This window comes from Nostocoides japonicum T1-X7 (assembly GCF_001046855.1).
Taxonomy (GTDB): domain Bacteria; phylum Actinomycetota; class Actinomycetes; order Actinomycetales; family Dermatophilaceae; genus Nostocoides; species Nostocoides japonicum.
In genome coordinates, this window is sequence record NZ_HF570958.1 from 4510395 (window position 1) to 4530160 (window position 19766).

18 protein-coding genes and 1 tRNA gene are annotated in these 19766 nt (G+C 71.9%); 7 read left to right on the top strand and 12 right to left on the bottom strand.

All coding sequences use genetic code 11. From position 1 onward, the window contains the following. The 3 genes from BN12_RS20475 to BN12_RS25470 form a co-directional block, all read right to left on the bottom strand. Positions 1-1185, bottom strand: a 1185-nt coding sequence (locus BN12_RS20475) for a Gfo/Idh/MocA family protein (RefSeq protein WP_048555361.1), incomplete at its 3' end; no start/stop codon positions are given. 870 nt (positions 1186-2055) lie between these two features. Beyond that, positions 2056-2129 (bottom strand) — tRNA-Ile (locus tag BN12_RS20480). A 152-nt stretch (positions 2130-2281) separates the two neighbouring features. Then, positions 2282-2566: a hypothetical protein gene (locus BN12_RS25470; protein WP_162232999.1), complete on the bottom strand. Its 285-nt coding sequence runs from the start codon at positions 2564-2566 to the stop codon at positions 2282-2284. Here BN12_RS25470 and BN12_RS20485 point away from each other — a divergent pair. After that, positions 2517-3035: a DUF3145 domain-containing protein gene (locus BN12_RS20485; RefSeq protein WP_048555363.1), complete on the top strand. Its 519-nt coding sequence runs from the start codon at positions 2517-2519 to the stop codon at positions 3033-3035. The two genes, BN12_RS25470 and BN12_RS20485, sit on opposite strands and share 50 nt — an antisense overlap. A gap of 245 nt (positions 3036-3280) precedes the next feature. Here BN12_RS20485 and fabF read toward each other — a convergent pair whose 3' ends face one another. The 6 genes from fabF to BN12_RS20515 form a co-directional block, all read right to left on the bottom strand. Next, positions 3281-4525 (bottom strand): beta-ketoacyl-ACP synthase II, encoded by a 1245-nt coding sequence (fabF, locus tag BN12_RS20490; protein WP_048555365.1) that lies wholly within the window; start codon positions 4523-4525, stop codon positions 3281-3283. Positions 4526-4619: 94 nt separating this feature from the next. Next, entirely contained in the window at positions 4620-4868 is a 249-nt protein-coding gene (locus BN12_RS20495) for an acyl carrier protein (RefSeq protein WP_048555367.1), read from the bottom strand. Between the two features lie 68 nt (positions 4869-4936). Beyond that, complete coding sequence (locus BN12_RS20500) at positions 4937-5968, bottom strand: beta-ketoacyl-ACP synthase III (RefSeq protein WP_048555370.1); 1032 nt, start codon at positions 5966-5968, stop codon at positions 4937-4939. Positions 5969-5973: 5 nt separating this feature from the next. Beyond that, on the bottom strand, positions 5974-6930 hold the full coding sequence (locus BN12_RS20505; RefSeq protein WP_048555372.1) for an ACP S-malonyltransferase: 957 nt from the start codon (positions 6928-6930) through the stop codon (positions 5974-5976). Positions 6931-7053: 123 nt separating this feature from the next. After that, entirely contained in the window at positions 7054-8277 is a 1224-nt protein-coding gene (locus BN12_RS20510; protein WP_083454811.1) for a PucR family transcriptional regulator, read from the bottom strand. A gap of 55 nt (positions 8278-8332) precedes the next feature. After that, the gene (locus BN12_RS20515) at positions 8333-8713 is read right to left on the bottom strand and encodes a hypothetical protein (RefSeq protein ID WP_048555373.1); all 381 of its coding nucleotides are present in this window, start codon (positions 8711-8713) and stop codon (positions 8333-8335) included. A gap of 190 nt (positions 8714-8903) precedes the next feature. On the opposite strand from BN12_RS20515, the gene BN12_RS20520 reads away from it, so the two are divergent. Then, complete coding sequence (locus tag BN12_RS20520; protein WP_048555375.1) at positions 8904-9113, top strand: hypothetical protein; 210 nt, start codon at positions 8904-8906, stop codon at positions 9111-9113. A gap of 28 nt (positions 9114-9141) precedes the next feature. Here BN12_RS20520 and argG read toward each other — a convergent pair whose 3' ends face one another. The 3 genes from argG to fdhD all read right to left on the bottom strand — a co-directional run bounded on the left by argG (position 9142) and on the right by fdhD (position 15336). After that, positions 9142-10566 carry an argininosuccinate synthase gene (gene argG, locus BN12_RS20525; protein ID WP_048555377.1) on the bottom strand — a complete coding sequence of 475 codons (1425 nt, stop codon included), beginning with the start codon at positions 10564-10566 and terminating at the stop codon, positions 9142-9144. 979 nt (positions 10567-11545) lie between these two features. Continuing rightward, the gene (gene aceE, locus BN12_RS20530) at positions 11546-14329 is read right to left on the bottom strand and encodes a pyruvate dehydrogenase (acetyl-transferring), homodimeric type (protein ID WP_048555379.1); all 2784 of its coding nucleotides are present in this window, start codon (positions 14327-14329) and stop codon (positions 11546-11548) included. 155 nt (positions 14330-14484) lie between these two features. Next, positions 14485-15336, bottom strand: a complete 852-nt coding sequence (gene fdhD, locus BN12_RS20535) for a formate dehydrogenase accessory sulfurtransferase FdhD (RefSeq protein WP_048555380.1) — start codon at positions 15334-15336, stop codon at positions 14485-14487. A gap of 105 nt (positions 15337-15441) precedes the next feature. Here fdhD and BN12_RS20540 point away from each other — a divergent pair, with 105 nt between their 5' ends. The 5 genes from BN12_RS20540 to BN12_RS20560 form a co-directional block, all read left to right on the top strand. Further along, a complete protein-coding gene (locus tag BN12_RS20540) occupies positions 15442-15879 on the top strand; it encodes a DUF3052 domain-containing protein (RefSeq protein ID WP_048555382.1) in 438 nt (145 codons plus the stop codon). A gap of 42 nt (positions 15880-15921) precedes the next feature. Beyond that, complete coding sequence (locus BN12_RS20545) at positions 15922-16407, top strand: peroxiredoxin (protein ID WP_048555384.1); 486 nt, start codon at positions 15922-15924, stop codon at positions 16405-16407. A 394-nt stretch (positions 16408-16801) separates the two neighbouring features. Next, positions 16802-17296: a hypothetical protein gene (locus BN12_RS20550; RefSeq protein WP_048555385.1), complete on the top strand. Its 495-nt coding sequence runs from the start codon at positions 16802-16804 to the stop codon at positions 17294-17296. Positions 17297-17346: 50 nt separating this feature from the next. Beyond that, complete coding sequence (locus BN12_RS20555; protein ID WP_083454812.1) at positions 17347-17877, top strand: MarR family winged helix-turn-helix transcriptional regulator; 531 nt, start codon at positions 17347-17349, stop codon at positions 17875-17877. Further along, a partial coding sequence (locus tag BN12_RS20560; protein ID WP_200901266.1) for an ABC transporter ATP-binding protein occupies positions 17874-19766 on the top strand: 1893 nt, incomplete at its 3' end. The genes BN12_RS20555 and BN12_RS20560, both read left to right, overlap by 4 nt.

A 19766-nucleotide genomic window follows, 5' to 3' on the forward strand; every position in this document is an offset into this window, starting at 1 on the left:
GTCGTCGATCGGCAGCCGCTCGCCGCCGCGGCGCGCCGACTCGAGGGCGACGAGGCCGGGCAGGGTGTAGCGGGCCGCGACCCACGCGTTGACGGGTGGGAGCGTCCCGGTGAGGACGGAGCGGACGAAGTCGTCGACGAGCAGCTGGTGGCTGCCCTCGTGACCGTTCGGGGCGTCGGCGAAGCTGTCCGGGAGCCGCGCGGTCTCGGCCTCGTGGACCGGGGCGTGGCCGGAGACGAAGGCCTCCCGGAGCGCCTCCGACACGTCGGCGAGGCGCGGGTCGTCGAGGCTCAGCGTCGGATGGGTCTCGATCTGCTCCGACACGTCGGCGACGCCCTCCTTGTCCTGCCACAACGAGGTCGTCGCAAGCTGCTCGAAGCTGCCGTGGGTGCCGAAGTAGCGGAACCTGCTCTCCCGGATCGGGGCCGGATAGCCGACGCGCCGGAACTCGTTGATCCGCATCGAGCCCCCTCCCGCCAGCTCGAAGAGGCCTGTCATGTTGGAGAAGTCGTTGTCGAACATGCTGACCGACGTGTCGAACACGCCGTCGTTCAGCGTGTCGTGGACGCCGATGCAGCTCACGCTCACGGCATACGAGGGGATGGCGCCGAGGACTCCGCCGATGGAATGCGTGGGGTACCACATCGGGGGGTAGCTCGCCGTCGCCTTCCAGCCCTCGCCGCCACTCCACCGGTAGGCGTCGTAGAAGCCGAGGTCCATGTCGTGGAGGTAGTCGCCCTCGGCGTAGAAGACGTCGCCGAAGTCGCCGGCCGCGACGCGTTGCCGGGCGTAGACGGTGGCCGGGTTGTAGTAGCTCGTCTCGCCCATCATGTAGGTGAGGCCGGTCCGGTCGACGAGGTCGACGATCTCGGCGATCTCCTCGCGCGTCACGGCCATGGGGACGGCGGAGTAGACATGCTTGCCGGCCCGCAGGGAGTCGGCGACGAGGGAGCCGTGGGTCCATCGCTGGGTGAAGACGGCGACGGCGTCGAGGGCGGGGTCGGCGAGCATCGCGTCGAGATCGGCGTACGTCCCGGCCAGCCCCAGGTCCTCGACGAGTCGTTCGGCGCGACCGGGGACGACGTCGGTCGCGTGGACGGCAGCGACCCCGGGGTGGAGGTCGAAGATGGCCGCGAAGTGCGAGGCGAACTGTCCGGCACCGACGATGCCGAGGGTGAATGCCACGGGGTCTGTCTCTTCTCTCGAGCGGAGGTCGTGTTCTGACGAGCCGGGCCGAGCGCTGCGGTCCCGGCCATGGGGGTGGGGCGACCGACGGCGGCTCCCGGTCGGCGTTCCGCCCTGTCGCGGGGCGGTCTGGGCCTTTCCCGGGATCCCGAGGGGTGGGTCGTGACGGAGACTTTACCCGAGTAAACCCTCCTGTCAAGGGGGGACATGGGGGATGTGGGCGCGCGCAGCAGCGAATCGGGGGAGCGGCACGGGTCGGGACGGCGCGGGTCCTAGAGCCGCGCGCGGGTCCGGAGAATCGGCATGTCGCGGGTCCCGAGGATCGGCATGTCGCGGGTCCGAAGGGTCGGCGGCGTTGCCCCCGCGCGCCCTGCCCACGCTTTATCGGGTGACCCGACAACGCTCGCCCAGATCGTCGGGGTTCGAACGCCGGCGGCGACCCGGGTGGCGGACGCGGGGATGCCCTCTGGCCAGGAGGACGTGACGTGTCGAGGTTCGCACGCTCCCGGGCGCCGCGCCGGGCCGGCTGTCGCCAGAAGTCGCGCTCTTGCGAGGACGTCCCGCCGATCGGCGCGACGTCCTCGCAAGACCGCGACTTGTAGGGCGGGCGAGGGGGCGTACCCCTTCCGGGCGGTGTGGGCGAGCCGCTCGGCGAGCTGGTCGCGAAGCTCACGCGGCTCGAACAGGGCACGGGAAGCCTGGGCGCGGGCCTGGGACGGGTTCATGCGCCCCATACGTGCGGGGGACGAACGTGACAGGGCGCCCCAACCGTGCCGGAGCAGCCACGTGCGCAGACTCTTGGCACGATTGGCTTGGTCATAGGCCGCTCTCCCTTCCTTCAGCTGGGCCTGTGACCTGCATAGACAGCGGTGGGGCAGGTCGGGCTTGAACCGACGACCGACGGATTATGAGTCCGCTGCTCTGACCGACTGAGCTACTGCCCCGCGTGCGGCGGTGAGCCTATCGCGGGTGTTGCCAGCAGGCGGCCGGCGGTGCCCGGCCCGGTACTGTGCAGCAGAGCCGCCCGAGCGAGCGGACCCGGCTTCCCTCTCCGCACGTGCCGAGTTGTTGCTCCCGAATCCGCGAGGGGACGACATCAGCTCGGCACGTGCGGGAGGGCGCCGGGCGCCGGACGCGTCCGGCTGGGGGACGACATCACCTCGGCACGCGCGGTCAGACCGGTGCGCCTGCTGGTTCCGATGGGACTCGTGGTGCACAATGTGGCGAACAACCGCACAGCCGGCTGCACGGCATACGAGCACAGCACGACGAGTTTGGCGCCACGGTGCGCGGCGTTGGGGAAGACGTCCACCGCACCGAAGGAGACCAGGATGTCTGCTGCGCCGTCGTCGCGTACCCAGACTCGCGGGGTGGTCTTCATCCATGCCACCCCCAGAGCGTTGTGCCCGCACATCCGGTGGACGCTGGAGAGCACCCTCGGTGTCCGCGTCGGCCTCGACTGGGCCGCCCAGCCGGCGGAGCGCGGTGCCGTCCGTGCGGAGCTGACGTGGCACGGCGAGCAGGGCACGGGGGCGCGCATCGCGTCCGCGCTGCGCGCCTTCACCGACATCCGGTTCGAGGTCACCGAGGAGCCGAGCCTCGGAGCGGACGGCTCACGCTGGTCGCATACCCCAAGTCTCGGCATCCATCACGCGTGGGTCGGAGCGAACGGGGACACCGTCGTCAACGAGGACCGGCTCCGCGAGGTCGTCACCCTCGCCCAGGGCTCGCCCGAGGCGATGGCCGAGATGATCGAGGAGCTCCTCGGGGCGGACTGGGACGCCGAGCTCGAGGCGTTCCGGTATGCCGGTGAGGGCGCGCCGGTGCGCTGGCTCCACAAGGTCGGCTGAGAAGCCGCTGCCGAACGCCCAGCGAGGTCCAGCGCACCGCCGGCCCCGGCAGATGCGGGCTTGACGTGGTTCAGCGCGCGGCTGACACCACGACAACCCCGCACGTGCCAAGCCCGTGCGGGCCTCGTCCACAGTGACCGACAGGGTCAGTCAGTCCCTTGTGGGGAAGCCGGTGAGCGCTATGGCTCTGGCCAGGTTCCCCACAGGGACATGTCGGCCCCGAGAACATGGCCGGCGCGGCGTCCTCAGGAGCTCGTGATGACGTTGGCGACGTTGTGGCCGCCGAACCCGAAGGAGTTGTTGAGGACCGCGATGTCGCCCTGGGGCAGCTTGCGGTGCTCGTCGCGGACGACGTCGAGGTGGATCTCCGGGTCGAGGTCGGTGATGTTCGTCGTCGCCGGCGCGAGCCGGTGGTGGACCGCGAGGATGGAGAAGAGCGCCTCGAGAGCGCCGGCCGCACCGAGCAGGTGGCCGGTCATCGACTTCGTCGCGCTGACGGCCATGGAGTCCGTCGCGTCGCCGAAGGCCCGGCGGATCGCGTTCGACTCGGCGATGTCGCCGACCGGCGTCGAGGTCGCGTGGGCGTTGATGTGGACGATGTCCGCGGGGGTCAGCCCGGCTCGCTCGACGGCCTCGACCATGGCCCGCGAGGCACCGGCCCCCTCAGGCTCGGGCGCGGCGATGTGGTGCGCGTCCGCACTCGTGCCCGTCGAGGCGAAGGTGGCGTAGATCCGCGCCCCCCGGGCCTTCGCGTGCTCCTCCTCCTCGAGGACGATGACGGCGGAGCCCTCGCCGAGGACGAACCCGTCGCGGGCGAGGTCGTACGGCCGTGACGCGTGCGTCGGGTCGTCGTTGCGCGTGGAGAGGGCCTGCATGGCGGCGAAGCCGGCCATCGGCAGCGGGTGGACGGCGGCCTCCGTGCCGCCCGTGATCATGACGTCGGCCTTGCCCTCGGCGATCATCGCCGCGGCATACCCCATCGACTCCGCGCCGGACGCGCAGGCCGAGACGAGGGTGTGGGCACCCGCGCGGGCGCCGAAGATGAGGGAGACGTTGCCGGAGGCGCTGTTGGGCATGAGCATCGGGACGGTGAGCGGCATGACCCGGCGCGGGCCCTTCTCCTTGAGCGTGTCCCACGCGTTGAGGAGCGTCCACACCCCGCCGATCCCGGTGCCGATGGCGACACCGAGCCGCTCGGGGTCGACCTCCGGCTCGCCGGCGTCGCCCCACGCCTCACGGGATGCGACGAGGGCGTACTGACCGCTCGGGTCGAGGCGCCGGGTCTCCGGCCGGGAGAGGACCTGATCCGGCGCGACCTCGATGGTCGCGGCGAAGTGGACGGGCAGCTGGTAGGTGTCCACCCACTCCTGCGGCAGGTTGCGGGCGCCGGACGCGCCGTCGAGCAGGGCGTCCCACGTCTCGGTCGCGGTGCCCCCGATGGGTGTGGTGGCTCCGATGCCGGTGACGACGACCTTACGGTTGGTGGTCATGTCGGGTGGACTCCTCGTCTGGTGTGGGGATGGCGCGTCACCGGCCCGCGGCGGTGGGCTCTGCCGCCGCGGGCCGGTGCGGCGAGGGTGGGTGTCAGCCCTGGTTGCTGGCGATGTACGTGACGGCGTCGCCGACCGTCACGAGGTTCTTCACCTCGTCGTCCGGGATCTTCACGCCGAACTTGTCCTCGGCGTTGACGACGATCGTCATCATCGACAGCGAGTCGATGTCGAGGTCGTCGGTGAAGGACTTGTCGGGCTGGACCGAGTCGGTGTCCAGGCCGGTCTCCTCGTTGACGATCTCCGCGAGACCCGCGAGGATCTCCTGCTCGCTCTGAGCCATTGGTGCTTCTCCTTCACTTCGTGGGGATGCGGTGGCCCGAATGACCCGTCAGACCGGCGGGAACCTCATCAGGGCAGGACGACGACCTGGGCGGCATAGACCAACCCTGCACCGAAACCGATCTGCAGCGCGAGTCCGCCGTGGGGAGCCTGGCCCTCACGGAGCATTCTCTCCGTCGCGAGCGGGATCGACGCGGCGGAGGTGTTGGCCGTCTCGGCGATGTCCCGCGCGACGGGGATGTCCGGGGGGAGGGCGAGCTGCTTGATCATCGAGTCGATGATCCGCATGTTCGCCTGGTGGGGGATGAAGGCGTCGAGGTCCTCGGCCCGTATGCCGGCCGCGTCGAGCGCCTTCTGCGCCACCGGGGCCATCCCCCACACGGCCCAGCGGAACACCGCCTGGCCCTTCATGAGGATCGGGGGCCAGCCGTGCTCGCCCCCGGACTCGTCGGCCGCGGCCCACTCGTCGCGCAGGTCGGTCCACGACTCGCGCTGGGCGATGGTCTCCCACTGGGAGCCGTCCGAGCCCCAGACCGTCGGGCCGATCGCGGGGGTGTCGGACGGTCCGACGACGGCGGCGCCCGCACCGTCGCCGAAGATGAAGGCGGTGCTGCGGTCGTGGAGGTCGGTGAAGTCCGACAGCTTCTCGACCCCGATGACGAGGACGTGCGTCGCGCTGCCGCCCCGGACCATGTCGCTCGCGAGGGCGATGCCGTGGCAGTACCCGGCGCACGCGGCGGAGATGTCGAAGGCGACGGCGTCCTGGACCCCGAGGCGGGTCGCGACGATCGGAGCCGCGGCGGGCGTCTGGTAGGGGTGGGTGACCGTCGCGAGGATGACGGCGTCGATCTGGGTCGCCTCGAGGCCGGAGGCGACGATCGCGTCGCGTGAGGCCGCCTCCGCCATGTCGACGACACTCTCGTCCTTGGCGGCCCACCGGCGGCTGATGATGCCGGTGCGCTCGCGGATCCACTGGTCGGAGGAGTCGATGGCCTCGACGAGCTCGTCGTTGAAGATGACCCGCTCGGGACGGTAGCCCCCGACTCCCATGATGCGGGAGTAGCGGGCCCCGGAGGGGGTGATGATGCTGGCGGACGACATACGCCTCAGCCTTCCTGGGAGGGGGTGGCCGGCTCGGACGAGCCGTGGGTCTCGACGAGACGCCGCGCCGCGTCCAGGTCGTCGGGGGTCTTGAGGGCGACGCTCTCGACGCCGCGCAGGGCGCGCTTCGCGAGCCCCACGAGGGTCCCGGCGGGCGCGAGCTCGAGGATCCCGGTGACGCCGAGGGCGGAGAAGGTCTCCATGCACAGGTCCCAGCGGACCGGGTTGCTCACCTGGTTGACGAGGCGCGCGAGGACCTCGGCGCCGGTCGTCACTGTCTCGCCGTCCTTGTTGGAGACGAGGGTGATGCCGGGGTCGCTCACCGCGACGGACGCGGCGCGGTCCTTGAGCGCGGCGACGGCCGGCGACATGTGCTCGGTGTGGAACGCCCCGGCGACCTTGAGCGGGATGACGCGGGCCCTGGCGGGCGGGTCCGCCGCGAGCGCCGCCAGCTGGTCCATCGTGCCGGCCGCGACGACCTGTCCGGCACCGTTCATGTTCGCCGGTGTGAGGCCGTGGCGGGCGAGGACGGCCTGCACCTCGTCGGGGGCGCCACCGAGGACGGCGCTCATTCCGGTCGGCCGGACGGCGCTCGCCTCGGCCATCGCCCGGCCCCGGAGCGCCACGAGACTCATGGCGTCGTCCTCGGACATGACGCCGGCGGCCGCGGCCGCGGTGATCTCCCCGACGGAGTGGCCCGAGAGCGCGCCGACGCCCGCCGTGTCGGCCGGGTCGCCGAGGAGGGCGCGCCAGGTGACCAGCCCGGCCGCGACGATGAGCGGCTGGGCGACGGCGGTGTCCTTGATCGTCTCCTCGTCGGACGTCGTGCCGTGGACGACGAGGTCGAGGTCGGCCTGCTCGCCGAGGTGGATGAGGTGTTCCCGGGTGCCGGGGAGCTCGAGCCAGGGGGTGAGGAAGCCGGGGGTCTGGGAGCCCTGTCCGGGCGCGACGATGACGAGCACGAGTCCAGCGTCCCGCTATCGCCGTGATGCCGTCGTGACCGATCGCGACGAACTCTCACGTCCGTGTTTGGAGGATTCCCACAATGCCGTGTGGGTCCGATCTCACGACTCGGGTCTCGCCGGTCAGTCCGCGCGCGCGATCCGCGGCAGCGGCCCGGCCCGGTCGACCCGGCCGCACAGGAGGGCGACCTCCACGCTGAAGGCGTCGTGGGGGTCGGTGAGGGCGTACCCCGTGACGCGCTCGATGCCGCCGAGGCGGTAGCGGACGGTGTTGGGGTGGACGTAGAGGCGTCGGGCGGTCGCCTCGAGGTTCCCCCCGGCCTCGAGGTATGCCGTCGCGGTCTCCAGGAGGTGGCCCCCGTCGGACTCGACGAGCGGACGCCAGATCCGGTCGAGGAGCAGGGCCCGGGCGGGGTGGTCCCCGAGCACGGTCCGCTCCGCGAGGAGGTCGTCGGCCTCCACGGGACGGGGCGTGGTGGGTCGCGCGAGCGCGGCTGTGTGGCCGGAGATCGCGGCCCGTGCGGACCGGCCGGCGGCGAACAGGTGCGGCACGGTCGGCCCGACGACGAGCGGGCCCTCGGCGAAGTGGTCGCCGAGGGCGGCGGCCGCGGTGAGCGGCTCGTCGACGTCGCCGACGATGGCGACGAACCGTCGCCCCTGGACCGCTCCGAGGACGTCGATGCCGAGCCGGGATGCCGTGCGGTGGAACGCCTCCAGGAGGCCTGCTGCCGAGCCCTGGGGGCTGCTTCCGACGAGCACGCTGACGCGGGTCGTCGCGCCCCACCCGAGGGCCGCGGCCCGCGACTGCATCTCGTCGTCGGCCTCGCCCCGCAGGACGGCGTCGACGACGAGCCCCTCGAGCCGGGCGTCCCAGGCGCCGCGGGACTCGGCGGCCTCGGCATACACCTCGGCGGCCGCGAAGGCCATCTCGCGGCTGAAGCGGAGGACCGCCTCCCGGAGCAGCTGCTCCTCCCCGGGCCCGGCGAGGCCGGACACGTCGACCTCGACGACGTCGACGACGGTGCGGACGAGGTCGAGCGTGCGGGAGAGGCTGATCGACCCGGTCAGCTCCCGCGGGGCCGCGTCGAAGACGACGTCCGCGTCGACGCGCGCGGAGTCCGAGCGCAGCCAGGTGATGAGGGAGGCGATGCCCGCCTGCGCGACGACGCCCACCCACGCCCGCTCCTGGGCCGACAGCTCGCGGTACCACGCGTGCTCGGTCTCGATCCGCTGAGCGGCCGACGTCGACAGCTCGCCGGCCCGGCGCTCGATGCGCTGCAGCGTCTCGGGGGACACGGTGTGCAGCGCCGTCCCCGCGGACGCGGAGGCGGACCGGGCGGGTGGCATACCCGGCAGTCTATTTGTATGCCGTCCACAAGGGCGCCCGTGCGCGGCGCCGTCGCTACCGGCGGTTGCGCGGCCGCCCCTCGCCGGGATGGTTCCACTTCCACACGAGGCCGGGCACGAGGAAGACGAGCCAGGCCCACGCCCACGCGTGGAAGACGAACCCGAGGAGGAGGAAGACGACGACCGAGAGTGAGCCGCTCACGGCCATGAGCCGCTCACCGACCGTCGGCACTCGGCCCGCCCCCGTGGACGGGTCCCCGGGCGATGGTGCCGGGGTGGGAGGCGTCCGCGCGGGCTGGGACGTCTCCGCAGGGGGCCGGGAGGCATACGGCGACGAAGGATCGGCCGGCGCGCCCTCGTAGCGCTGGGGTGGAGGGATGCGCGGCTGCTCCTCCCCCTCGTGGGCACTCGAGTCGAACCCCTGCTCCTCGCTCATGGAGCCATCTTGGCCGGTATGCCGGTCCGGGACAACGTTCCGGGGCCGCGCGTCGGTCCTGGCGATGTCGTCGGCGCATGGCCGTCAGAGGGAATCGGCATTGGACCGGGCCTCCCGGCGGATGACAGTCTGCGCTATCGCTCCGTGGCGGGAGTCCGGTGTGGCAGAACGTCGTTCGACCGTGCCGCCCATGGCGTTCCGCGTCGGCTCGGAGCGGTGCGACCTGCACCGTCGGGCTGTGCCAGGACGGCGCGGGCTCGTCCGCACGGGTGCTGGTCCGGAGTCGGGCCTGAAGGGAGCACGACATGAGAGCCTCGCGGAGCGCATCGCTCGGTTCGCGGCCGCGGTCATCGCCGCGAGCGTCGAGCCCGCGGAGCTGCCCACGGTCGGCGACGGCTGACCGGGAGACGCCTTCCGGCTCGGCGTCGTCAGTCGACGCCGAACTCCATCGCCGCCGCGTCGAGGAGGTCGTCGGACTCCTCACCCGCGACCGCCTTGGGGTTGGCGGCGATCTGGGCCGCCCCGCCGGGCTCGAGGGACCCGACGAGCGCCTGGGCCTCGACCCCGAGACGGCCCTGCGCGGCATACAGCTCGAGCTTGGACCGGCTGTCGGCGATGTCGAGGTTGCGCATCGTCAGCTGGCCGATCCGGTCGACCGGGCCGAAGGCCGCATCCTCGGTGCGCTCCATCGACAGCTTCTCCGGGTGGTAGCTGAAGTTCGGTCCGCGGGTGTCGATGATCGACCAGTCGTCGCCCCGCCGCAGCCGCAGGGTGACCTGGCCGGTGACCGCCGACGCGACCCAGCGCATGAGCGACTCGCGGAGCATGAGGCTCTGCGGGTCGAGCCAGCGCCCCTCGTAGAGGAGCCGGCCGAGGCGGCGGCCCTCCTGGTGGTAGTTCGCGATCGTGTCCTCGTTGTGGATCGCGTTGAGCAGGCGCTCGTAGGCGACGAAGAGGAGCGCCATGCCGGGCGCCTCGTAGATCCCGCGGGACTTCGCCTCGATGATCCGGTTCTCGATCTGGTCGGACATGCCGAGGCCGTGGCGGCCGCCGATGGCGTTCGCCTCGTGGACGAGGGCGACGGCGTCGGTGAACCGCGTGCCGTTGATGGCGACGGGGCGGCCCTCGAGGAACTCGAGGGTCACGTCCTCGGTCGGGATCGCGACGTCGTCGCGCCAGAACGGCACGCCCATGATGGGCTCGACGATCTCCATCGACTCGGTGAGGTGCTCGAGGGTCTTCGCCTCGTGGGTCGCGCCCCAGATGTTCGCGTCGGTGCTGTATGCCTTCTCCGTGCTCGCGCGGTAGGGCAGGCTGCGTGCCTGGAGCCACTCGCTCATCTCGTGCCGGCCGCCGAGCTCGCCGACGAAGTCGGCGTCGAGCCACGGCTTGTAGATCCGCAGCTCGGGGTTGGCCATCAGCCCGTAGCGGTAGAAGCGCTCGATGTCGTTGCCCTTGAACGTCGAGCCGTCGCCCCAGATGTGGACGTCGTCGCCCTGCATGGCCCGGACGAGGAGGGTGCCGGTGACCACGCGGCCGAGGGGGGTGGTGTTGAAGTACGACTTGCCCCCGCTGCGGATGTGGAACGCCCCGCACGCGAGAGCCGAGAGGCCCTCCTCGACGAGCGCCGCCTTGCAGTCGACGAGCCGTGCGAGCTCGGCGCCGTAGTCGCCGGCGCGGTCCGGGACCTGGTCGATCTCGGGCTCGTCGTACTGACCGAGGTCGGCCGTGTACGTGCACGGCACGGCCCCCTTCTCGCGCATCCACGCGACCGCGACGGAGGTGTCGAGACCTCCGGAGAAGGCGATGCCGACGCGCTCGCCGACGGGGAGGGAGGTGAGGACCTTGGACACGACGGCCAGCCTATGGGGGACCGTCCGGCACCTCGCATCCCCCCTCCCCGTCAGTGGACGCGTCGGGGTCGCCGACGCCCGCCTCGACCCCGGTCGGATCCGGACCTGCTCCCGCGGTCGGCTTCCGCACGTGCCCCGCGGTCGGCTTCCGCACGTGCCGAGAAGATGTCGCCCGAACCCGTCTTCGAGGACATCACGTCGGCACGTGCGGGGGTTGTCGTGGTTGCCGGCGGTTTCGAGGACATTGCGTCGGCACGTGCGGGGTTGTCGTGGTCGAGTTTCGCCACGGGTGGGCGGGACGAGTCCTTGTGGGGAAGCTGGCCAGAGTCCTGGCTTTGGCCAGCTTCCCCACAAGGCATCGACCCCCTTCTTCGACGCTCACGCGGCCCTGACCCTGACCGGTGGGGGCGAGCTGACCAGGACTCACGCCACACGGCCCGCCCACGCCACGGAAGGCCAGCACCTGCCCCGCCGGCTTCGGCACGTGCCGAGAAGATGTCGCCCGAACCCGTTCCCGACGACAACAACTCGGCACGTGCGGGGGTTGTCGCGTGAGCCCGTTCTCGACGACAACAACTCGGCACGTGCCGAGAAGATGTCGCCTGAACCCGTTCCCGACGACAACAACTCGGCACGTGCGGGGGTTGTCGCGGTCGAGCCTTTCCCGAGGCAGCAGCAAGTCGGCACGTGCGGGGTTGTCGTGGCCGGCGATGCGGCGGGTTCGGCCGTCGCGGAGGCCGGCATCCGCCGGTCGGGATTCCGGGTGTGGGGCAGCCTTGTGGGGTGACCCCGGAAGACTGGCCTTCACCCGACAAGGAAAGCCGGGTGAAGGCCAGTCTTGTCGGGTCACCCGATAAAGCGAGGGGTGAGCGCCGCCGCAACCCAGAGGGGACGCAGGCGCGCCGGGACCCGACCCGCCCGCCCGACGAGGGAACGGGGGGTCGACTCACACCCGGCTCGACCGGAGTGAGGGGCCCGCCTAGGACTCGCCGCCGGCGTTGCCGCTCGTGCCGGCCGTGACGTCGAGCAGGCGGTACCGCTCGGCCGCCTCGCGGGCCTTCTCCGGAGCGATCTCGCCGCGCTCGGCGAGCATCTGCAGGGTCCGGACGGCCACCGACGGCCCGTCGATGTGGAAGTAGCGCCGGGCGGCGGGGCGGGTGTCGGAGAACCCGAACCCGTCCGCTCCGAGCGAGGCGAAGTCGGTCGGCACCCAGGGCTGGATCTGGTCCTGCACGGCCCGCATGTAGTCGGACACCGCGACGACCGGTCCCTGACGACCCGTGAGCCGCTGGGTGACGTAGGGGACCTGGCGCTCCTGCTCGGGGTGGAGGAAGGCCGCCTCGTCGCACCGCATCGCGTCGCGGCGCAGCTCGCTCCACGAGGTGACCGACCAGACGTCGGCGACGACGCCCCAGTCGTCCCGCAGGAGCTGCTGGGCCTCGAGGACCCACGGCAGGCCGACACCGGACCCGAGCAGCTGCGCCCGCGGCGCGTCGCCGGGGAGACCCTCGCCGGATCCCTCGGACACGACGTGCATGCCGCGCAGGATGCCCTCGCGGTCGACGCCCTCCGGCTCGGCCGGCTGCACCATCGGCTCGTTGTACACCGTGAGGTAGTAGATGACGTTGCGGTCGTCGTCGGTCAGCGTCTCGTCCGTGCCGAACATGCGGTGCAGGCCGTCCTGGACGATGTGGGCGATCTCGTAGGAGTACGCCGGGTCGTAGGCGACGACCGCCGGGTTCGTCGACGCGAGGAGCGGGCTGTGCCCGTCGGCGTGCTGGAGGCCCTCGCCGGTCAGGGTGGTCCGCCCCGCGGTCGCCCCGATGAGGAAGCCGCGCGTCATCTGGTCCGCCGCGGCCCAGAGCGAGTCGCCCGTCCGCTGGAACCCGAACATCGAGTAGAAGATGTAGATGGGGATCATCGGCTCGCCGTGCGTGGCATACGACGTCCCGACCGCCGTGAAGGCGGAGGCGGACCCGGCCTCGTTGATGCCCATGTGGAGGATCTGGCCCTGCTCGGACTCCTTGTAGGCGAGCATGAGGTCGGCGTCGACCGACGTGTACTTCTGCCCGTGCGGGTTGTAGATCTTGATCGTCGGGAAGAAGCTGTCGATCCCGAAGGTCCGGGCCTCGTCGGGGATGATCGGCACGAGCCGCTTGCCGAACTCCTTGTCCCGCATGAGGTCCCGCAGGAGCCGGACGAACGCCATCGTCGTGGCGACCTCCTGCTTCCCCGACCCCTTGCGGACCTGCGCGTATGCCGAGTCCTCCGGGAGGTGGAGGGGCAGGTGCGTCGTGCGTCGCTCGGGGATCGAGCCGCCGAGCTTGGCGCGCCGCTCGAGCATGTAGCGGATCACCTCGTCGTCCTGCCCGGGGTGGAAGTACGGCGGCAGGTACGGGTCCTTCTCCAGCTGCGCGTCGCTGATCGGGATCTTCAGGCTGTCGCGCAGGCCCTTGAGGTCCTCGAGGGTCAGCTTCTTCATCTGGTGGGTCGCGTTGCGGCCGGCGAAGTGGGTGCCGAGTCCGTAGCCCTTGATGGTCTTCGCGAGGATGACCGTCGGCTGGCCGTGATGCTCGGTCGCGGCCTTGTATGCCGCATACACCTTGCGGTAGTCGTGGCCACCGCGCTTGAGCTTCCACCAGACGTCGTCGTCGGACCAGTCCTCGACCATCCGGCGCGTGCGCGCGTCGCGACCGAAGAAGTGCTCGCGGACGTAGGCGCCGTCGTTGGCGCGGAAGGTCTGGTAGTCGCCGTCGCTCGTCGTGTTCATGAGGTGAACGAGAGCGCCGTCGCCGTCGGCGGCGAGGAGCGGGTCCCAGCCACGCCCCCAGATGACCTTGATGACGTTCCACCCGGCGCCGCGGAAGAAGGCCTCGAGCTCCTGGATGATCTTGCCGTTGCCGCGGACCGGGCCGTCGAGCCGCTGCAGGTTGCAGTTGATGACGAAGGTGAGGTTGTCCAGCTCCTCGCCCGCCGCGAGCTGCAGGACACCGCGCGACTCCGGCTCGTCCATCTCGCCGTCGCCGAGGAAGGCCCAGACGTGCTGCTGGCTCGTGTCCTTGATGCCGCGGTTGTGGAGGTACTTGTTGAACTGGGCCTGGTGGATGGCGTTCATGGGCCCGATGCCCATGGACACGGTGGGGAACTCCCAGAAGTCCGGCATGAGCCGGGGGTGCGGGTAGGACGGCAGCGCGAGCGGCCGGCCGTCGACGACGTGGCTGTGCTCCTGGCGGAACCCGTCGAGGCGCTCCTCGGAGAGCCGGCCCTCGAGGAACGCGCGGGCGTACATGCCGGGCGAGGCGTGCCCCTGGTAGAAGATCTGGTCACCGCCGCCGGGGTGGTTGCGGCCCCGGAAGAAGTGGTTCATGCCGACCTCGTAGAGGGTGGCGGCGCTCGCATACGTGGAGATGTGGCCGCCGACCCCGATGCCGGGCCGCTGGGCGCGGTGGACGAGGATCGCGGCGTTCCAGCGCAGGTAGGCACGGAAGCGGCGCTCGGTGTCCTCGTCCCCGGGGAACCACGGCTCGGACTCCGGACCGATCGTGTTGATGTAGTCGGTCGTCGTCAACGAGGGGACGCCGACCTGCATCTCCCGGGCCTGCTGGAGCAGGCGAAGCATGAGATAGCGGGCGCGGGGACGGCCCGGGCCGTCGACGACGGCGGCGAGGGAGTCCAGCCACTCCTGGGTCTCCTCGGGGTCGATGTCTGGCAGCTGGGAAGGCAGACCGTTGAGGATGGGTCCGGCGTCCTCGGGACGAGCCACGGGAGGTCCTTTCTCGCACGGCGGCCGTCGGCCACCGGAAGTGAGCGCTGACTCCCATCCTCCACCCCACGGTGCCCTCCGGCGCAACCGCCCCGGCCTACTGACCGGTATGCGCGGGCGGGAGAGGGTCCGCCGGTCGGTGCGTCACGGTCCGGTCATCGCGCAAGGGTCGTCAGGCGATCCGGGCGGGTGTATGCCGCCACGCTCGTGTCCCGTGCGAACCCGACGAGTGTGAGCCCGCTCTCGCGGGCCAGGTCGACGGCGAGGCTCGTCGCCGCGCCGACCGCGACGACGACGGGTACACCGGCGGCGACCGCCTTCTGGACGATCTCGAAGCCCGCCCGGGAGCTGACGACGAGGGTGTGGCCGGTGAGAGGGAGTCGTGCCGAGCGGGCGGCCCAGCCGATGACCTTGTCGACGGCGTTGTGCCGCCCGACGTCCTCGCGGACGACGAGGCAGGCCGGATCGGGTGGTGGGCCGAAGAGCGCGGCCGCGTGGAGGCCGCCGGTCCGGTCGAAGACGGTCTGCCGCTCCCGGAGGGCGGTCGTCAGCCCGGGGAGGAGGGCCGCGGGCAGCGACGTCTCGTCGGCATGGACGCCGGCCCCGACCTCGGCGAGGGCATCGTCGATGCTCTGCTTGCCGCAGATGCCGCACGCGCTGGAGGTCACCTCGGTCCGCGCGACCGGCTCCCGGCGCAGCCGGGCGCCGGGCCGCAGGGTCAGCTCGACGACGTTGAAGGTCGGCCGGCCGTCGGCGTCGAGATCGGTGCAGTGCATCATCGTCGCGACGTCGGCCGGCTCCCCGACGAGGCCCTCGGCGAGGACGTGGCCCAGGGCGAGGTCGAAGTCGTCACCGGGAGTCCGCATCGTCGTCGTGACGGGGACCCCGTCGACCCGGATCTGCAGGGGCTCCTCGACGACGACGGTGTCGGGATGCGTGACAACCCTGGCGGGGACCTCCCGCAGGTCGAAGCGGGTGCGGGGCACCCGGCGCGTCACTCGCCCCATACGGTGAAGCGTAGGCCCCGGATCGGGTCCTGACCTTGCGTGATGCGGGTGTGGACCTCGGGCGATGTGGTTGCCTCGACGGTGCGTCGTGGTGAGACTTGACCCATGGTGACGGCTGCGGACCACACTCCGGACCCGGAGGCCACCGTGCTCATGGCGCGGCTGGGGTTCGCGTCCGGCCAGGTGGTGCAGGAGTTCGGCTACGACTCCGACGTGGACGACGACCTGCGGTTCGCCATCGAGGACCACATCGGTGCCGAGCTCGAGGACGAGGACTACACGGGCGTCGCGGATGCCGTCCTGTTCTGGTGGCGCGACGAGGACGGCGACCTCGCGGACGCCGTCGTCGATGCTCTGGCGAGCCTGGAGGAGGGCGGCTTCGTCGTCCTCCTCACCCCGAAGTCCGACCGGGCGGGCCGCGTCGACCCGGCCCTCATCGACGAGTCGGCGTCGACGGCGGGCCTGCACACCTCGGGCAGCGTCAACGCGTGCCCGGGCTGGACCGCGACGCGGCTCGTCGCCCCCCGGTCGGTCCGTCGCTGATCCGGTTCGCGGCGGTCGGGGGGCTGCTGGCACACTTCCGGCATGACCGAGACCGCAGCAGCCCCCGCCCCGGTGTCCGTCGGGGACGTCGCACCCGACTTCACCCTCAAGGACCAGAACGGCGTCGACGTGACGCTCTCGTCGTTCCGCGGCCAGAAGAACGTCGTCGTCGTCTTCTATCCGTTCGCGTTCTCGGGGATCTGCACCGGCGAGCTGTGCGAGATCCGCGACAACCTCGAGGGCTTCGTCAACGACAAGGTCCAGGTGCTGGCCGTCTCGTGCGACCCGATGTTCTCCCTCCGCGCCTTCGCCGACAAGGAGGCGTACTTCTTCCCGCTCCTGTCCGACTTCTGGCCCCACGGTCAGGTCGCGACGGCCTACGGCGTCTTCAACGAGACGGCCGGCATGGCGATCCGGGGCACCTTCCTCGTCGACACCGAGGGCGTCGTCCGGTGGAGCCTCGTCAACGGCCCCGGGGAGGCGCGCGACTTCTCCGGATACCACGCCGCCGTCGCCGCCCTGGGCTGACCGTCACATGGGGGCTCCGCCCCCGGGTGCCCCCGTCACATGGGGGCTCCGCCCCCCGCACCCCCTGATGTCGGTGGTCGCCTTCCCCGGTGACGTCGCCTTGGCGGTCTGGCACCCGATCGGGGTCTGTGCACCGGCCCCCGTGGCGGTCTGGCACCCTATCGGGGTCTGTGCACCAGCCCCCTTGGCGGTCTGGCACCCGATCGGGGTCTGTGCACCAGCCCCCGTGGCGACCGACGGACACCCAGAGAGCCGACAGACGCCACGAGCGCGCGCCGCTCACGCACGACGATCACCGGCCCGAAGCCGTATGGGGTGTCTGACGGTCCCCCACGACGCGACCCGTGGGACGGCCCGCTGGCCGGCGTGCAGGGGCGGGCGACACACTGCTGGCATGGAGAAGCAGCGACGACGCACACGCCGACTCACCCGGGAGGACGTCAGGTCCTCCTGGATGGTGGACCTCGACCGCGACGAGCGGGCGGCCTTCCTGTCGTGGGCGTCCTTCACCGTCACCTTCGCCGGCGTCCGGGCGCTGACCCACTGGATCCGCTCCGGGCACGGCCCGCGTGGCGGAGGGATGCGTCTCGGCGGACACCACTTCCACCACTACAACATCGGGATCGCGCTCCTCTCGGGTCTGGCCGGCTACTCCCTGCGCCGGGGCGTCGAGCCGGGGAGCGGACCGTTGCGGCCGGTGGTCTTCGGCTTCGCGAACGCGCTCATCGCCGATGAGGCGGCGCTGCTCCTGGACCTCGAGGACGTGTACTGGCTCCCGCAGGGCCGGGTCAGCGTCGACCTCGCGGCGGCGACGATCGGGGTGGGCGGTCTCGCGGTCGCCGCGCAGCCGCTCGCCGTGGCCCTGCGGGCGCGTGCCCACACCCACTGACGCCGGCCAGGTACTTCGGAGTCCGAAGCAAGAGGTCTACAGTGCGTGGTATGCGACCAGCTGCGCAGCCGTCGGCCATCTCGCCGGGGGACACCCGGCCGTCGGCCACCTCGGTCGCGTCGTCCCCGCCGGCGGCGCTCCCCGCACGACCGGGCGGACCCGTCGCCGCGGTCCGGGCACTGGCCCGCCTCGCCCGCGTCGTGGAGCGCGCCGGCGGCGACCTCAGCCTGGCCCACTACCGCGTCCTGTCCGCCGTCGCGGGGGGCGACGACCGGGCCTCCCGGATCGCCGTCAAGCTGGCCCTCGGCCAGCCCAGCCTCAGCGGCTCCGTCGACGCGCTGACCCGTCGTGGACTCCTCGAACGCGAGACGGATGCGGCGGACCAGCGAGCCGTCTCCCTCCGCCTCACCCCGGCGGGCGCGCGAGCCCTCGAGGCGGCGGAGGCGGCGATGGTCACCCGGCTCGCCGAGCTCGCCGGCACCGACGAGGAGCTCGAGCGGCTCGTCGACGCGCTCACCTCGGTCGGTGTCGCCATCGAGGCGCGGATGGCGGCCCGCTTCCAGGAGGCCGCGACGTCGTGACGGCGACGGACCGGACGAGCCGGCAGGACGGCATACCGCTGCGGAACCGGCCCGGCGGGGCGAGTCCGACCTCGGGCGCCGCACCGGGCTGGCTCCGCCGCCTCTGGGGTCAGCTGCGCCGGCACCGGCGCGACGTCTACCTCTCGTTCGGCGCCGCGCTGCTCGGCAGCGCGAGCCTCGCGGTGGTTCCGCTCATCGCCCGCCACATCGTCGACGAGGTCATCGTCGCGCGGCACGGAGGGCTCGCGGGATGGCTCGCACTGCTCGTCGGAGCGGCGGTCTTCGCGTTCGCGATGTCCTACCTGCGCCGGTACCACGGTGGCCGCGCGGCCCTGTCCGTGCAGCTCGACCTGCGCAACGCGATGCACGACCATCTGCAGTCGCTCGACCTCGGCACCCTGGCCACGATGCCGACGGGCCAGCTCGTCTCGCGGGCCAACTCCGACTCGACCCTCGTCCAGGGCCTCCTGCAGTTCCTGCCCATCGTGACCGGCAACGTCCTGCTCATGGTGCTGTCGCTCGGCATCATGGTCGTCCTGTCGCCGGTCCTGGCCATCGTCCCTCTCGTCGTCCTGCCCACCCTCGTCGTCATCGCCCACCGGATGCGCTCGCAGGTGTTTCCCGCCACCTGGGACGGCCAGCAGCGCGAGGGCGACGTCGCGCAGATCGTCGACGAGGCGGTCGGCGGCGTGCGTGTCGTCAAGGCGTTCGGCCAGGAGGAGCGCGAGCTGGGCCGCATCGTCGACGCGGCGGGCACGCTCTACGGCGCCCGGATGCGGACCGTCCGGCTGCAGGCCCGCTACCAGCCCCTCCTGGAGTCCGTGCCTGCCTTCGCCCAGGTGACGATCCTCGCCTTCGGCGGCTGGCTCACCCTGCACGGCACGATCAGCATCGGCACGTTCCTGGCCTTCTCGACCTACGTCGCCCAGTTCGCTGCCCCCGCCCGGCAGCTCGCCGGAATGCTGACGATCGCCCAGCAGGCCCGCGCCGGGGTGGAGCGGATCTTCCAGCTGCTCGACCTGCGTCCGGCGGTCACCGACCGGCCGGACGCCGCGCCGCTGCCCCGGATCCGCGGCGAGGTCACCTTCGAGGGCATCTTCTTCGGGTATGCCGACGACGCGCCCGTGCTCCGCGGGCTCGACCTGACGATCGGCGCGGGGGAGCGGGTGGCGCTCGTCGGGGCGAGCGGCAGCGGGAAGTCCACGGTCGCGGCACTGCTCGCGCGGTTCTACGACCCGGACGCCGGGAGCGTGCGGGTCGACGGTCACGACGTGCGCGGCATACGGCTGGAGTCGCTCCGCAGCCAGGTGGGGACGGCCTTCGAGGACAGCTTCCTCTTCAGCGACACCGTCCGCGCCAACATCGCCTACGGCAGGCCGGACGCGACGCAGGAGGAGATCGAGGACGCCGCGCGGATCGCGCAGGCCGACGACTTCGTCCGGGCGTTGCCGCGCGGCTACGAGACCCCTGTCGGCGAGCGGGGGCTGACCCTCTCCGGGGGCCAGCGTCAGCGGATCGCGCTGGCCCGGGCGATTCTCACCGATCCGCGCATCCTCGTCCTCGACGACGCGACGAGCGCCATCGACGCGGCGACCGAGGAGCGGATCCACGACGGCCTGCGGTCCGTGCTCGCCGGGCGCTCGACGCTCCTCATCACCCACCGCGTCTCGACGCTCCGGCTCGCCGACCGGGTCGTCCTCATCGAGGACGGTCGGGTCGCGGCGCAGGGGACGCACGAGGAGCTGATGGCCGGGCACGAGGGCTACCGGCGGCTCCTCTCCGGCCTGGACGCCGAGCTCGCGGCGGCCCTCGGCGACCGGATCGAGGCGCACGCCGCGGTCTCCCGCGCGGCGACGACGCCGGAGGCGTGGCGTGCCGACGAGTCGGCC